This is a genomic window from Corynebacterium sp. MSK012, from assembly GCF_030232435.1.
Taxonomy (GTDB): Bacteria; Actinomycetota; Actinomycetes; order Mycobacteriales; family Mycobacteriaceae; genus Corynebacterium; species Corynebacterium jeikeium_D.
The window spans coordinates 183,216-197,579 of record NZ_JASPJU010000001.1; the positions used below are offsets into that span (position 1 = coordinate 183,216).

The following is a 14,364-nucleotide window of genomic DNA, read 5'->3' on the forward strand; positions in this document are numbered from 1 at the left end:
TCCTTTAAAGCTATGCCCACCTTTGTTCGAGCGCGTAAGCGCGTGCTTGTACCCTGGTGGGCTTTGCTGTGCCTGCTGGCATTCATTCAGTCCCCCGGCAAAACTGTCGCTGACACCAAGCACGACCTGACGGAAAACCCCATCGGGTTTTTGTCCGCATCGCTTAACATGTGGTCAGACACCATGCCGCTGGGACAGCTCCAGAACCAGGCCTATGGTTACCTCTTTCCGCAGGGCGCATTCTTCGCCCTGTTCAGTTTGCTGCCCGACGTATTAGCGCCCAGTTGGATTATCCAGGCGCTGTGGTGGAGTCTCACTCTCTGCTTAGCTTTTACCGGCGCATATCGTGTGGCCGAAGCTATCGGCGTCGGCACGCATACCTCGCGCGTGCTGGCGGCATTGTTGTACGCATTGTCGCCGCGCGTAATTACGACGTTGGGCGCGATTTCGTCCGAGACCTGGCCTGTGGCGCTAGCGCCATGGATCCTCCTTCCATTACTGCGGGTTGCCGTCCGGCGCGAAGAGCTGCCCTGGCGTGCGACCACCCGCGCTGTGTTGCTTTCCGGTCTAGCTGTACTGTGCACTGGCGCAGTCAACGCCGTCAGTACGGCTGCGGCCTGCATCCCTGCCGGACTGATGCTGCTCTTCTTCGCTTTTACGGGACCCCGCCGTGGGCGCGCATGGGCGATGCTCGGCGGTTGGCTGGCTGCGTGCGCGGCGGTCAGCATGTGGTGGATCGTGCCGCTGCTACTGCTGGGCAAGTACTCACCACCGTTTACGGACTACATTGAGTCCTCCGGTGTGACCACTCGCTGGCTGAGCCTCGGCGAGACGCTGCGCGGCGCTACCTCGTGGACGCCGTTTGTCTCTTTTGAGCGCGTGGGCGGAAATGCGCTGGTCGCGGAGCCAATTCTGATCTACGCCACGATGGCTGTCGCAGCAATCGGACTGCTTGGCCTGGTCATGCGTTCACTGCCGCTGCGCCGGATGTGGCTGCTGATGATGCTCATCGGGCTTGTCATCATGGCGGCCTGGACGGAGCCATTCGGACTGGTGTGGGAATCGGCTCGAGAGATGCTCGATTCCACGCTCGCAGCGGTACGCAACCTGCACAAATTCGACACTATTGTGCGCCTGCCGCTCGTTATCGGTTTCGCTCATGCGACAGCGCAGCTGCCATGGCCGTGGCGGGAACCTGCGATTGACCGTGCGGAGAAGGCGAGTGCTGATGCTGACGCCGAAAACACCGATGCCAAGGTTCCAGCCGTAGCTCAAGCGACCACCGGCTGGCAGCAGTGGCTGCACCCGGAGAAGCACCCGCGCGCTATCGCATCGATGCTGGTTCTGGTGGTTCTCGCTAGCGCCACCGCACCTGCGTGGAGTGCTCGCTTAGCTCCGGCAGGAGGTTTTTCCGAGGTTCCGGGCTACTGGCACGAGGCCGCCGATTGGCTGAACAAGCAGGGCGAGGACACCCGCACGCTGGTCGTACCGTCATCACCGTTTGCCGATCAGACGTGGGGCAATACTCGTGACGAACCACTCCAGCCGCTTGCCGACGTCCCCTGGGCCGTCCGCGATACCGTGCCATTGGCGCCTCCAGAGGCGATTCGCGGCCTCGATGGTCTGCGCAATTCGCTGACTCGTGGGCGTGAAGTACCGGCGCTGGACGCCACACTGCGCAACAATGGCATCGGCTATGTACTGGTCCGCCACGACCTGCGAGTGGCATCAAGAGGCGATTCACTGCGCGCCATTACCTCCACGCTGCAGGACTCCCCGACCATGGAAAAGGTGGCAGAGTTTGCGGACGAGGACGGCCATACTGCTATCCAGATCTGGGGTGCAGGACCGAAGGAACTGCGCAATCACGCTCTGTCACCGCGCTTGGTGGACACCGCGCAGGTGCCGCTGGTCGCCGGTGGTCCCGAGGTGCTCCCGCGGCTTGATGAGGTCGATTCCGATGCCCCAGTGCGCATTCTGTCTGGCAAGGATGCCGGAACGGTCACCGACACTCCTGCACGCCGCGGCCGTAACTACGGTGAAGTCGTTGGCGCGGAGTCGGCAATCCTGGCCGAAGACGAGGATTCATATGTCCGCAACCTCGTTCCGGACTACCCCGTCGCTGGGCTTCCGCTGACGCAGACGGCAACGGGCCGGGCCACAATTGAGGTTTCGTCGTCGGCCTCGGAGCCATACAACGTCGGTGGTGCATCCGCCGACCACTCCGTCAACGCAATGCTCGACGGCGACACTTCCACCTGGTGGGAACCCTTGGCGGGCAAGAGCCAGGCTGAGTGGGTCAAGCTTTCCTGGAAGGAACCGACCGATAACGCAGTGCTCAGCCTGACCGGTGCTCGCGTTCCAGTGCAACTGCGCATCCAGACGGATACAGCCTCCAGCTCTGTACAGTTGGTCCCGGGTGAGACGACCCGCATTCCGCTGCCCGGCGGCAAGACCACATCTGTGCTCATCACAGCAAAGATTGCTCCTGTGGGGTTTGCTATCTCCGAGCTAGGACTGGTGATTCCAAAGCGGGACACTGGCTTCGACGCATTCGAATCCAGCAACCCCGATTCCGATGAAGAAGCGGAACTTTCCGCCGAGGATATAGCGGAGGACCTCACGCCGGTTCGTGTCCCGGTGGTACCGAATTCCTCGTCGCTGGCTCAGCGTTGGGTCTTTGGCCAGGAGATTCACGAGGGCACGCTGGTGCGCCTGTTCACCGTTCCGAAGCCGGTAAAGGTGAAGGTCGATGCTGATACCTGCCGCAGCAGCATCGGAGACCCGTGGGCCAGCCTCCAGCGCGGTGACGGTTCTGATCACCGCGGGCTGACCTGTGGTGAAGAGATTGAGCTCTCGCCGGGGCCATGGCGCATCGATGCCAAGTCCGATTGGGTATCGCTCACCTCGACTGACTACTTCGCACCGTCAGCTGAGCAGCAGAAAGCCACGCCAATCGACCTGAACAATCCTATTGACGCTGCCGACCACGATCGCATCGTGTGGTTGCCAATCTCTGTCAATGCTGGCCACGAGCTTCGTGTCGGAGGTGCCCCCATGAAGCCGGTAACGGTCTCTGGTTGGCAGCAGGGTTGGACGATTCCGGCTGGAATTGGTGGTGCAGTCGAGCTGACCTATCCACCGCAGCAGACCTGGCGTACTGGAATCCTCGCAGGCGGCGCACTCGCAGCTGTGTACGCACTGGTCGCTGTGGGGCTGGCTTTCGCTTGGCGACGATTCGCTCTCACCACCCCGATTCCCGCATCTTCGCTGGGCAATGACTTGCCGCGGGCGGCTATTGGCATTGCGGCTGCCGCGACAGTGACCCTGGTATCCAGCTGGCCTGGCGTGGTCGTTGCCCTCGTGGTGGTTGCCGCTACCCTTGGTGCGGTTTTCTGGGCACGGAAGCGTGGGGACGTCGTCAAACCATGGCTGAACGTGCGAAATGCACTAATTGTGGCGCTTGCTGCGATGATGTCGATTGCGGGCTTGGTGCTGGCGGCGAACCCATGGCCAAAGGATGACTACGCCGGTGCCGGCTGGCCGCTTCAGTTACTGCTGACGGCGGCGCTGACGATCGTGGCGTGCTGCTCGATGCTTTCCGGTGGCGGTGCTGATGACGACACCGACAACACCGCTGATTAAAAGCCGTTAGCGGTTGACCCAGACGCGTGCGAAGAAGCGGCGGGCAGGTTCCTCGACGAGCGCGTAGGAGGCGGCGGCCACCGGAATCGACAGTGCGACCGTGACAATGGTGACACTGAGCAGATGTCCGGTGAACAGCTTCACGCCAAGCAGCGGGAATGCAATGGAGAGCATCGCCACGTGCCAGAGGAAGATACCGTACGACCAGCGCCCTAGCGCCTGCATGATGGGGTGTTCAAGGAAGCGAGACTCCGGCGCTATCGTCCAGGGGCCGATGATGGCGGCACCGAAGACCAGACCGCACAGCAGGCGGCGGGTGAATTCCCAGTTGGTGAGCTCGACTAGCCCTTCGGGACCCAGGTAGGAAGCCAGAACCAGCGCACCAACGGCGATCGCCAGCCACAGCGAACGGCGGCGTGCCCAGCGCTGCATGGTCTCCACCTTCGCGCGGGCGGCATCGGTATCGACGCCCTGGAGCGATTCCAGCTCGGCGAGAATCATGCCAGCTGCGAACCAGGAAAAGTAGGCAATCGGCTGAATATGCGGGTTAACGCCTTCTGGGTACGGCAGTGGCAGGTAGGGCCAGCCGAAGCTCAAGATCGCAAGCAGGGAAATTGCCACTATGCGGCGCCCCTGCTGGCGATGCGGGTCCAACCGGCTAAGCCCAATGGCAAACAGCGGCAGCGAGATGTAGAACGCGACCTCCACCGACAACGACCACAGGTGCGTCAACCCACCGTGCAGCGAGCCGGAGAAATACACCTGTGTCAGCGTCAGATTTGTTAGCCAAATCTTGAGATCCGCGCCGCGCCCCACCGGCAGTGCGATGAGCACAATAAGCACTAGCACCCAGTACGCGGGCATAATGCGCGCGACGCGCTTCTTGTAGTACTTCGCCCAGCTCTTCTTCCGTCCGCCGTCGGCATCGGACAATGCTTTACGACGGGGAATTCCGCCGTAACCCGAGCGGTGAGAACGCCACAACAGGAATCCGGACAGCACGAAGAAAACGGCCACGAAGAAGTCGAAGCGGCCGAGGATGCGCTCCCACAGGGCTCCCACATCATGCCCGGTCTGGAATGCGACGTGCGTGCCGATGATGCCCATCGAAGCCACAGCTCGCAGGCCCTCCAGCGAAGGCAGGAAGCCTGGGCGGAATGTGGTGGCAGAGCTCGATGCAGTGCTGGATCCCGAGCTGGATACAGTGTTCGGCGTAGAGTTCGGCACAGAGCTCGACACTGTGTCTTGCCCAGCGTTTGGCGCTGCCGCATATGCCTTGGACGTCATAGTACTTTCTTACACGGATACCGGAATGAGTAAAATCACTTGTATTTTATTATGAAATAAGTCCTGTTCAGGCCGGTTTTTCCAAAACTCTTTTGTTTTCCCGACAAGTTATTTTTAAAAAACACACCACATAACTCCTAACTTCCTGCTAGGTTTTGCAGCAGAAAGTTACGTACAGTTAAAGGACTATCCGCTGATGAAGAGAACTCTCGGACATGCACTGATTATTATCGGTGCTGCATTGATTGTCATTGCCGTCCTTCTGCCAACCTTCCTGGTGCCTCGCCTCCGGGTCATCCCACTTGACACTGTGAGCGATACCATCACGGAGGTGCGCGACGGCACTCTGTTGGACTCCAGCCAGCTGGGCAAGAATGAGCCAACGCCAAACCGCAAGAATGACCCGCGCTGCAAGGCAGAGACGGACGAAGAGAAGCGCGATCTCCCGGTCCACTGCTTCATCAACGACAAGACTCCGATGCAGTCGAAGCGCCACGTTGAGATTGAGGAGCCGGCTGACGACAAGATTGCAACTCTCCAGGTCGGTACCACTCTGCTGCGCGATGACCGCGAAGAGCCGAAGAACCTCATCAATGCGACCCTCGACCGCATCACTGTTGACCGCAGCACTGCGTACCCGGTAGATGACCCGATCTCCAGCGTTGCTATTAACGCACCGCAGGGTGGTTCGGACACCAAGCCGCCGACGTTCACCCGTCCGGGCATCCAGTACCAGTTCCCGTTTGGTGCTGAGAAGAAGTCCTACCCGTACTACGACGTCCAGGCGATGCGTAACTTCGAGATTGACTTTGTCGGTGAGGAAACTCAGGATGGCGTCAAGGTCTACAAGTACTCCATGACCATTCCGCCGCAGAACCTCTACGAGTCCCTGACCGAGCACTTCACTCGCGACGGCCGCAAGCTCACCGAGGCTGACAAGTCCTCGCTGGCTTCCATGCGCCTGAGCTTCCCGGCTCACAAGTGGGGCCTGGAGGGTGACGACGACGTCGAGCTGGATCGTTACTACACCAACGTCCGTACTGTCCGCGTCGAGCCGACTTCTGGCGTGATCGTCAACGGTACTGAAGAGATGTTCATGTTCTACGCCAAGGACGACAAGGAAGCTGAAGAAATTGCTTCCAAGGCTGGCCGTGAAAAGGAAGCCAAGGAGCAGAACCGTACCGCGATGAAGTACACCGCTCAGTGGGACGAAGGCTCCAAGGGCCGCCAGATGGACCGCGCTAAGGAAGCACGTAAGTCGCTGACTATCGGCGGCACTGTCGCACCGTGGATCCTCGGTATCCTCGGCCTGGTTCTCATCGTGATTGGCTTCCGTGTTCGCAGCAAGTCCGCCTAAGACGCCAAACTACGGTGCCACAGGCTCTCGCTTACCCTAAGTTTCACTGAGGAAAGCGAAAAATAATTTAATATAGGGCACGTGACACAACGTTTCCGCACTACTCTGACCCAGTCGGCTCGCTCTCATTCGGAGCGAGTCGCCTGGGTTTTTGTGTTGTCGTGGATTCTCCTGCTGACCGCTGCCGTGTGCTGGCCGCTCTTTGTGCCCCACAAGGCCCCGGCCGATGGTCGCTTTGGGGCACCGATGTTTCTGCTGCGCGACATGGTCATCCCCAATCACCCACCGCTTACCGACGCGGCCCTGGGACTCGGCCCCGCTGCGGCACGAGCTGTTCCGCAGGACACCGCACTGTGGGCACTGGGCTACTTTGTGGATGCCAGCCATTGGGTGCGCTTCGGCATGGTGGGCGCCTGTTTGATTGGTGGTCTTGCAGCTGCTGAGCTCGCCCGCAGGTTCACTCGCCACGGCTCGGGCACCAGTAGCGCATCCGGTGCGGGCCTTGTACCCATGACTCCGAGCTTGGCCAGCCAGCTGATTGCACCGACGATGCTGCTCTGGAACCCGTTTGTGGTCGAGCGTTTGCTCCAGGGACAGTGGTCACTGGTCATCGCCGTATTGCTGCTTCCGGCAGTTGTTCTGGCAACGCAGATGGGTAGTGCCTTGTGGCGCACCAGCGCAATTGCCGCTGCGGGTCTCACGCCGACCGGTGCCCTTTTGGCTGGTATCACCGGCATTGTTACCGCTCGCAATAACCGCGACCGCGCTTGGATTGTGGCCACAACAGTAGCGGTCAGTTCACCGTGGCTAGTGGCATCTTTGCTGAACCCGAGTGCAGCTGGGTCCTCCGATGCGGCTGGCGCTGCCGCATTTGCGGCCAGAGCAGAGGCACACGTCGGCACGCTCGGCAGCCTGTTGGGATTGGGTGGCATCTGGAATAAGCAGGCTGTGCCACTGACGCGCGAGGTTGGTTTTTCGGCGATTATGGTGCTGGCACTCCTGGTGCTTATGGGCCTGGGATTCCGTCGTGCCTGGCATTCGCAAGAGCGCTGGCGGGGGCTGATTATCACTGGCGCCACGGCCATCATGCTCGTCGCTCTCGCCGCAACAACGCCGGGCATTTTGATGATGGGTTGGGCGCTGGAGCACATCCCGGGCGCGGGCCTGCTTCGTGATACGCAAAAGTGGATCGCGCTCGCCGTCCCCGCCTATGTCATCCTCGCCGCAAGCGGTGCGGAATACCTGGCACGCCGCGCTCGCGGGACCACCGCCAACATCGGCCAGTGGTTGGCTACTGGCGTCAGCGCGCTCATCATCATCGCCGCTGTCCCCACGCTGCCCGCCGATGTCGCTCCACTCCGCCCCATTCCGTCATGGGAAGGCTGGTCGGCGGTTTCCGGTGTGGTCGCGCTTGACGACGATCGCGTTGCGGTTCTACCTGCCGGTTCTTACCGCATTATTAATGGGCGTCCTGTCCTCGACCCGGCTACGAAGATTTTGCCCGCTCCGGTGGTGAGCTCTGGCGAACTGATTGTCTCTGGGCAGTCGGTGTCTGGCGAGGGAGCCACAACCGTTGAGCGCACGCTGCTCGGTGGTGCGAAGAGACACGAGGAGCTTGAGTCTGCGCTCCAGAGTCTTCGAGACCAAGGCGTTGGCTGGGTCCTAGTGGAGAATTCGCCCGGCAACTTCGGCGACTCCGCTGACATTGTGGCAGCGTTAGACCCCGTCTATGAAACACCTGACCTGCAGCTATACCATGTCCCCGGCGTTATCGAGCCGGCCACACAACCAAGCCAGGGGGCCTATGCAGCTGCGTGGACAGCCTTTGGAATCTGGACTCTTTGCCTACTCGCTGGGCTGCTGGCGGGGCTACTGACTGGAGTAATGGAAGCGCTACTGCCCCGCCGCAGGTAGCAACTTATCCAGTGTTGGGTTTTCCAAGACATTCAGAACTGCCTCACCGGTCTTGTCCCAGCCAAATTCCGCGGCACGGGCGACGCAGGCCTTGGACATTGCGCGATGCAGTTCGCCGTTATCGAGAATCTGTCGTGTCTTGGCAATCAGGTCAGCTTCATCGCTGGCCAGCAGGCCAGTTTCGCCGTCGTTGACCGAATCGCGCAAGCCCGCCGAGGAGCGATAACCGACCGTCGGCACGCCGTGCTGCGCTGATTCGATGACGGCGAGCCCCCAACCCTCCTTGCGAGAAGGCATCAGGTGCAGACACGCCTTGGAGAGGATGCGGTGTTTGTCCGCCTCGGTGACCTGCCCGTGGAAGACGACGTGGTCCGAAACGCCCTTGTCACGGGCATATTCCACGAGGTTGTCGTGCCACCACCCCGAGCCAATAACATCGAGAATCGCACCTGGACGATCTTGTACAAGATCTGCAAGCACATCGATGGCGTGCTCAATCTGCTTATGCGGAACCAATCGCGACAGCGTCACCAAATGCGGTGCTGGACCGTCGCACTCGGATAGGTCCGCCATGATTTCGGTCGACTGCAACTCCTCCGGAATCGGGTCCACACCATTGCGGATTACCGCGATGCGCCCCGGCGACACTCCAAGTTCTACCAGTTCAGCGGCACTTGGCTCGGAAACTGTGATGTAGCGGCAGCGGCGGTGAATCATCGGCGACAGACGCGACTCGATGAACCACCCAAGCTTGCTAATAATCGGCCCTGCCACTGGCCACTGTTCGCGGTGGCAGTGATGTGTTAGCAGCACCGTCGGTGCGCCGGAGAAAATCCGCGCGAAAAAGGGGACACCGTTTTGGGTGTCGACCACGACATCCGGCTTGCCGCCGAGCACCTTGGCAATTGGGCCCACGCCAAATCGCGCACCCAGCATCGCGGTCCAGGAGCGCACATAGACGGAGAAGTTTCCACCAGCGCGGGAGAACGTCACGCCATCACGACGCGAAAGGGCTGGTGCGTCTGGGTAACTGGCCGTGCGGAACACCACGGTGTGACCTTGGTCGGCAAGGTAACCTGCGACGCGCTCCAAATAGCGCTCACTACCTCCACCTTCGGGGTGACCAGTGTCGCGCCAACACAACAGTAAGATTTTCATAACAATATGAGCCTAACGCTCGGCGCGGCTTTCGTTGCCGCTTTAGCTCAAATCCATACTCCCAAACCCAACCAGTCCATTAGATTGTTTGACGTGACCAGCTTTCGCTTTCCCGCTTTTATCGTCCCGCCCGCTCTGAAAGAGCTGCGCAGCTTTGCTACGCTGTCGCGCTCATTTGGGCTGCTCAACGACTTCAAATACGAGCAAACCGATCCCGATATCTTCTACGGGCACCTTGCCGAAGACACCATCGGCCTCCTAGAAGGCATCGCGGCTGGCGCGGATGGTTCAGTGGGCGCGGTGGATGCGAGGGGCACCGCTGGTACGGCGGAGTCGCCGGGCGCAGGGGGCACGTCGTCAAGCGTTACGACGAATACCGCACTGCGTGGCAAGCGCATCCTTGATGTCGGCGGCGGACCCGGGTACTTTGGCCGAGCATTTGCCCAGCGTGGCGTGGAATATTACACCTGTGAACCAGATGTGGGCGAGATGGCGGCGGCGGGTATCAAGCTGGAGTCGTCGGTACGCGGATCGGGGCTGGAACTGCCGTTTCGCGATGATGCTTTTGACCTGACATACTCATCGAACGTTGCCGAGCATGTGCCCGAGCCATGGACGATGGGCGAGGAAATGCTGCGTGTGACCAAGCCGGGCGGGCTGGTCGTCTACTCCTACACCATTTGGTACGGCCCATTCGGTGGTCACGAGATGGGGATGACACATTACCTGGGCGGCGACCGCGCGCGGCGCATGTATGAGAAGAAGCACGGCAAGCGACCGAAGAACTACTTTGGCGAGTCCCTGTTCAAGGTCGGTTGCGGTGAAGGGTTGAAGTGGGCGCGCGCTGCGGCGGAGGCTGGCGACTGTGAACTGCTAGCCGCGTTTCCGCGTTACCACCCGTGGTGGGCCTGGTGGATGGTGCACGTACCGGGGCTGCGCGAGTTCGCGGTGTCGAACCTGGTGCTGGTGCTGCGGAAGCGGTAGGGGGTCAGTTTCTCTCGGAGCGTGCTACCCTGACTTCGTATCGTCTGCCACTAGACTGGGAGCTCAAGCATTTTTACTGATTGAGCGGGGATTTTCACTATGAGTGACGCAGACCGGGCACAGCTGCACAGGACTATTTGGAACATCGCCAACGACTTGCGTGGCAGCGTGGATGGTTGGGATTTTAAGTCTTATGTGCTCGGCATGATGTTCTACCGCTTTATCTCGGAGAAGCTCTCCGAGTACATCGATGACGGCGAACGTGACGCCGGAAATGAGGACGCGGATTACGCTTCCCTTTCTGACAAGGATGCTGAGTGGGGACGCACCAGTATCGTCGAGGAAAAGGGCTACTTCATTTTGCCCTCTGAGTTGTTTACGAATGTCTGCAAGCAGGCGGCTGACGAACATTACCGCGAGAACCTCAATGAGCGACTGCAGCAGATATTCAAAAATATCGAAGCATCTGCAAAAGGCACCGCTAGCGAAAGCGATCTTCAAGGGCTTTTCGACGACATCAACCTGGACAGCAACAAGCTTGGCAACTCGGTCATCGAACGCAATAACAAGATTTACGAGCTGATGAGGCATATCGGCAATATGCCTCTCACCGTTAAAGCCGATGACAACTCCATCGACCTATTCGGCGATGCCTACGAGTACTTGATGGGCATGTATGCCTCTCAGGCAGGCAAGTCCGGTGGCGAGTACTACACGCCGCAGGAGGTCTCTGAGCTGCTGACCCGGATCACTGTGGTGGGCAAGGATAGCGTGAACAGGGTGTACGACCCGGCTGTTGGCTCCGGTTCGCTGCTGTTGAAGTTCAAGAAAGTGCTTGGCGAAGGCGGCGTCCGCGAGGGCTACTACGGCCAGGAAATCAACCTGACCACGTATAACCTTGCGCGCATCAACATGTTTTTGCACGATGTGAACTTCGACAATTTCGACATTGCGCTGGGCAATACACTCACTGAACCTGCGCACTGGGATAACCAGCCGTTTGAGGCAATCGTGTCCAACCCGCCCTACTCCATCAAGTGGGAGGGCGATAACAATCCTCTGCTGATTAACGATCCGCGCTACGCACCGGCAGGCGTCCTTGCGCCGAAGTCAAAGGCTGACTTGGCTTTCACGATGCATATTCTCTCGTGGCTTGCGACGAATGGCACAGCCGCAATTGTTGAGTTCCCCGGTGTGCTTTACCGCGGCGGCGCGGAGAAGAAGATTCGCAAGTACCTGGTGGATAACAACTATGTCGATACGGTTATTCAGCTGCCGCCGGATCTTTTCTTCGGCACCACCATCGCGACCTGCATCATCGTGTTGAAGAAGTCGAAGAAGGACAATTCGGTTCTCTTCATTGACGCCTCCGCAGAGTTCGAGCGCAGTGGCAACAAGAACCGACTGAATGACAAGAACCAGAAGAAGATTCTGGATGCCTTCACTGCCCGAGAGGATGTGGAGTATTTCACCAAGCTGGTGCCCGCTGAGGAGATTGCGGATAACGACTACAACATCGCAGTTTCCTCCTACGTCGAACCCGAAGACACCCGCGAGGTCATTGACATCGTGGAGCTGAATAAGCAGATCGTTGGCATCGTGGAGCGCCAGCGCCAGCTGCGCGAGGCAATCGATGAAATTGTGGCAGATCTTGAGGGAACCCGCACCGATGTCTGACACGAACGGCGACATGAGCATGGCGTTCGCGGGCGAGCTGGTGATGTTCCGCACGGACGACGGTGCTACTCGCATTGAGGTACGGCTTGTCGACGAAACCGTCTGGCTCACTCAGGCCCAGATGGTGGAGCTGTTTCAGTCGTCGAAGGCGAACGTCTCCGAACATATTAGGAATGTGTTTGCGGAAGGCGAGCTTCCCAGGTCAGAGGCAACTGTTCGGAAATTCCGAACAGTTCAACTCGAAGGCTCAAGGGAAGTTTCGCGCGAACGGGAACACTACAACCTCGACGTGATTATCTCCGTAGGTTACCGAGTGAGGTCCTTGCGGGGTACTCAGTTCCGACAGTGGGCACTAGGCGTTTTGCGCGAATACCTGATTAAGGGCTTCGCCATGGACGATGAGCGCCTGAAAGAGGTCGGTGGCGGAACATACTGGCGTGAATTGCTGGAGCGCATCCGCGATATTCGCTCTAGTGAGAAGGTCATTCATCGCCAGATTCTAGATTTGTACGCCACCAGCGTGGATTACGATCCGCGGGCCGCTGTGAGTAAGCAGTTCTTTGCGACGGTCCAGAATAAACTTCATTTTGGTGCTCACGGCCACACGGCAGCCGAGGTGGTTTACGAGCGTTCGAATGCCACAAAGCCAAACATGGGGTTGACGAATTGGAAGGGCGAGCGCATCACCAAGGCCGAGGTGGAGATCGCCAAGAATTACCTTGCCGAGGACGAGCTAAAACGCCTAAATACCTTAGTTTCTGCCTACTTCGATGCGGCAGAGTTCCGTGCCCAGATGCACCAGCCGACGTATATGGCGGACTGGATGGATCACCTCACCACAATGATTGCGGCCATGGGTGGCAAGTCCTTGGAGGGAGCAGGAACGGTTTCCCACCGCCAAGCGATACAGAAGGCCCATGCGGAATACGAGAAGTACAAATCAGTGATTGATACCCAACCGAGTGGTGTGGAACGGGACTATCTCAAGGAAATCACTGCAGTTCAGAAGCAGATCCAGCAACCACCGAAGGAGCAGAAGTGAACCAGATTGAAAAACTCATCGAGGAACTCTGCCCGAATGGTGTGGAGTACAAACCGCTGGGCGAGGTGACTCAAATTTACCGCGGAAAGCGCTTTGTCAAAGCAGATATGCAGGAAAGCGGAGTACCCTGCATGCACTATGGAGAAATCTATACGAAATATGGAACTTCCGCGACTGAATCTATCTCCTACTTATCTAAAGTACGCGCAAAATCATTGAGATTCGCACAGCCCAATGATGTCGTAATGGCGACAGCGGGTGAAACAATCGAAGATATTGGAAAATCTGTAGCGTGGCTCGGCAACGAACCAATAGTCATTCATGATGCATGCTACGTGATATCAGGAAAATTCGATCCCAAATTTGCTGCCTACTACTTCAATAGCCGAGCATTCAAAGATCAGATCCGCAATAAGATTTCATCATCGAAGATTTCCTCTATTTCAACCAAAAATGTCGCGAAGACGCTTTTCCCAATTCTTCCAATCCATATACAGGAGGAAATCTCCGAGACCCTTGAGCTATTTGAAAAGCTGGAAGCGGAGCTGGAAGCGGAGCTGGAAGCGGAGCTGGAAGCTAGGAAAAAGCAGTATGAATTTTATCGTGACCAACTGCTGACATTTACCGAGAGCGAGAGAGTCCGGTGGGTGACCTTGAACGAAGTAGCCCAACGTGTTTCCTCTGGTGGTACACCTCGGTCCGGGACAAAAGAGTTTTACAACGGCTCAATCCCGTGGTTACGTACCCAAGACATCGACTACAGGGACGTCTATAAAACCTCAGTATCAATTACTGAGGCAGGCCTCAATTCATCTTCTGCGAAATGGGTCCCAGAAAACTCCGTAATTGTGGCGATGTACGGTGCTACAGCAGCGAAAGTCGCAGTTAACAAGATTCCACTGACCACCAATCAAGCATGCTGCAACATAACTGTGGATAGTAATATCGCACACTATCGATACGTCTATCACTGGATTGCTAAACAATACTTTATTTTGAAAAACCTAGGTGAAGGTTCTCAAAATAATCTCAACGCGAGAAAGATTAAGAACTTCCCAATCCCCATCCCTCCCCTCGAAGAACAGCAGCGCATCGTAAATATTCTCGACAAGTTTGATGCACTCGTGAACGACCTCACTTCCGGTCTGCCTGCCGAGATTGAAGCTCGCCGGCAGCAGTACGAGTACTACCGGGATCAACTACTCACGTTTAAGGAGCTTTCGGCATAAACCGGGGAGACGTCGGCGAGTCCCAGCGGGACGCCGGACTTCCCTCGCTCCATCAGGTCAGCGATACTTCC

Annotated in this window: 9 protein-coding genes; 7 read left to right on the plus strand and 2 right to left on the minus strand. The window is 58.2% G+C overall.

What is annotated here, in order from left to right; all coding sequences use genetic code 11:
- Window positions 1-12: 12 nt before the first annotated feature.
- A complete protein-coding gene (locus QP977_RS00815) occupies window positions 13-3,645 on the plus strand; it encodes an alpha-(1->3)-arabinofuranosyltransferase domain-containing protein (RefSeq protein WP_284847043.1) in 3,633 nt (1,210 codons plus the stop codon).
- Window positions 3,646-3,651: 6 nt separating this feature from the next.
- Here QP977_RS00815 and QP977_RS00820 read toward each other — a convergent pair whose 3' ends face one another.
- Window positions 3,652-4,932: an acyltransferase family protein gene (locus tag QP977_RS00820; protein ID WP_049171762.1), complete on the minus strand. Its 1,281-nt coding sequence runs from the start codon at window positions 4,930-4,932 to the stop codon at window positions 3,652-3,654.
- 196 nt (window positions 4,933-5,128) lie between these two features.
- On the opposite strand from QP977_RS00820, the gene pgfA reads away from it, so the two are divergent.
- On the plus strand, window positions 5,129-6,289 hold the full coding sequence (pgfA, locus tag QP977_RS00825; protein WP_048734381.1) for a cell envelope lipid trafficking protein PgfA: 1,161 nt from the start codon (window positions 5,129-5,131) through the stop codon (window positions 6,287-6,289).
- A gap of 81 nt (window positions 6,290-6,370) precedes the next feature.
- Window positions 6,371-8,203: an MmpA family trehalose lipid delivery protein gene (locus QP977_RS00830; protein ID WP_070549972.1), complete on the plus strand. Its 1,833-nt coding sequence runs from the start codon at window positions 6,371-6,373 to the stop codon at window positions 8,201-8,203.
- On the opposite strand, the gene QP977_RS00835 is transcribed toward QP977_RS00830, so the two are convergent.
- The gene (locus tag QP977_RS00835) at window positions 8,183-9,361 is read right to left on the minus strand and encodes a glycosyltransferase family 4 protein (protein WP_069358925.1); all 1,179 of its coding nucleotides are present in this window, start codon (window positions 9,359-9,361) and stop codon (window positions 8,183-8,185) included. The two genes, QP977_RS00830 and QP977_RS00835, sit on opposite strands and share 21 nt — an antisense overlap.
- Before the next feature lie 93 nt (window positions 9,362-9,454).
- On the opposite strand from QP977_RS00835, the gene QP977_RS00840 reads away from it, so the two are divergent.
- From QP977_RS00840 to QP977_RS00855, 4 genes are all read left to right on the plus strand, one after another.
- Window positions 9,455-10,345 carry a class I SAM-dependent methyltransferase gene (locus tag QP977_RS00840; RefSeq protein WP_284847044.1) on the plus strand — a complete coding sequence of 297 codons (891 nt, stop codon included), beginning with the start codon at window positions 9,455-9,457 and terminating at the stop codon, window positions 10,343-10,345.
- A gap of 99 nt (window positions 10,346-10,444) precedes the next feature.
- A complete protein-coding gene (locus QP977_RS00845; RefSeq protein ID WP_284847045.1) occupies window positions 10,445-12,022 on the plus strand; it encodes a type I restriction-modification system subunit M in 1,578 nt (525 codons plus the stop codon).
- Window positions 12,015-13,064 carry a virulence RhuM family protein gene (locus QP977_RS00850; RefSeq protein ID WP_284847046.1) on the plus strand — a complete coding sequence of 350 codons (1,050 nt, stop codon included), beginning with the start codon at window positions 12,015-12,017 and terminating at the stop codon, window positions 13,062-13,064. Before QP977_RS00845 ends, QP977_RS00850 begins: the two co-directional genes overlap by 8 nt.
- Window positions 13,061-14,293 (plus strand): restriction endonuclease subunit S, encoded by a 1,233-nt coding sequence (locus QP977_RS00855; RefSeq protein WP_284847047.1) that lies wholly within the window; start codon window positions 13,061-13,063, stop codon window positions 14,291-14,293. The genes QP977_RS00850 and QP977_RS00855 overlap by 4 nt, the downstream gene beginning before the upstream one ends.
- Window positions 14,294-14,364: the final 71 nt, after the last annotated feature.

Bases quoted from the DNA above. Each gene is read 5' to 3' on its own strand.
- QP977_RS00815 (WP_284847043.1), top strand. From the start codon at position 13: ATGCCCACCTTTGTTCGAGCGCGTAAGCGCGTGCTTGTACCCTGGTGG.
- pgfA (WP_048734381.1), top strand. From the start codon at position 5,129: ATGAAGAGAACTCTCGGACATGCACTGATTATTATCGGTGCTGCATTG.
- QP977_RS00850 (WP_284847046.1), top strand. From the start codon at position 12,015: ATGTCTGACACGAACGGCGACATGAGCATGGCGTTCGCGGGCGAGCTG.
- QP977_RS00835 (WP_069358925.1), bottom strand. From the start codon at position 9,361: ATGAAAATCTTACTGTTGTGTTGGCGCGACACTGGTCACCCCGAAGGT.
- QP977_RS00820 (WP_049171762.1), bottom strand. From the start codon at position 4,932: ATGACGTCCAAGGCATATGCGGCAGCGCCAAACGCTGGGCAAGACACA.
- QP977_RS00845 (WP_284847045.1), top strand. From the start codon at position 10,445: ATGAGTGACGCAGACCGGGCACAGCTGCACAGGACTATTTGGAACATC.